The following is a 1,257-nucleotide window of genomic DNA, read 5'->3' as shown; positions in this document are numbered from 1 at the left end:
CTCGGAAACGCCACCCTCGCGAGCATCCCCCTCCCGAACGCCACCCTCCCGAACGTCGCGCTCGGGAGCATCCGCCTCGGGGATGTCGCCCTTGGTGGCGCCCGGTGGCTCGTCCCCGAACGCTTCCCACCACGGGGCGGGGTTCTCATCCTCGAAATCAGTGGTCCAGTTATCCAAAGCTGCCCGGCCGGCCGGATCATCCGGCGGCTCTGCCTGGATCTCATGGAGGACCGGGGCTTCCTCGGCGCCGTCTGGAACCTCATCAACCGGCGGTGCCGCCACCGCGGGCCGAGTCCCCAGGTAATGGCCGCGAGCCGTCTCACGACGAAGCAGTACCACCTCCGGAACAGCATCCGAAACGGCCTCATCCACCGGATGAGCCTGCCCGGACTCATCCATCACCCACAAACGAACCCCGGCCATCCGTCCCACCACCAGCGCAACCACATCACCCGACCTATCCGGGTACACACCCGGCCGGCGAATCTCCTCAACAGCCTCCCGGTCAACATTCACATCACCACCCCGAATACCAGCAACATCGCTTTTATGCTCGTTCGCATAGTCGGCGACCGCTTCCCGTAACACCTCAACCGACGCGAACCTGTCCCGCAGACCAGGAATCGAATCCAGCGCCGCAGCAAAAAAAGAGTCACCCCCAGCCTGGACATAAACAGGAACCAGCCCACGCTCATGCAAAACCGACAACTGACCAGCCGTCACACCAAAACCAGCATCATCAGTCTCAGAAACAACACGCCACACATCCTGCCAAACCTCGTTGGCAACCCCGACGTTGTGTTCACGCAGGAATTGCATTCCGCCCTGGGCGGTCGTGTACCCCGCCGCTTGAGCCCGGGCAACCCACCCCGCCACCTCCCCCCGAGGTATCCCACGCCGCCGAACCCGCTTCCCCTTCCCGGACTCAGCACGCCACACCTCCCCCCAAACCCTGGCGGCAACCCCGACGTGGTGTTCACGCAGGAATTGCCTTCCTGCCTTGGCGGTCGTGTACCCCGCCGCCTGAGCCCGGGCGACCCACCCCGCCACCTCCCCCCGAGGTATCCCACGCCGCCGCTTCCCCTTCCCGGACTCAGCACGCCACACCTCCCCCCAAACCCCGGCGGCAACCCCGACGTGGTGTTCATACAGGAATTGCATTCCATCCTGGGCGGTCGTGTGCCCCGCCGCTTGAGCCCGGGCAACCCACCCCGCCACCTCCCCCCGAGGTATCCCACGCCGCTGAACCCGCTTCCC

General features: G+C 65.6%; 1 protein-coding gene. It reads right to left on the bottom strand.

The features are described from left to right. A partial coding sequence (locus ACWDKQ_RS36260; protein WP_450143255.1) for an OTU domain-containing protein occupies nt 1-819 on the bottom strand: 819 nt, incomplete at its 3' end. Between the last annotated feature and the right edge of the window lie 438 nt (nt 820-1,257).

The organism is Saccharopolyspora sp. NPDC000995 (assembly GCF_053599315.1).
Note: the sequence above shows the minus strand (reverse complement) of the source record. Positions and strands in the feature narration are given on the sequence as shown.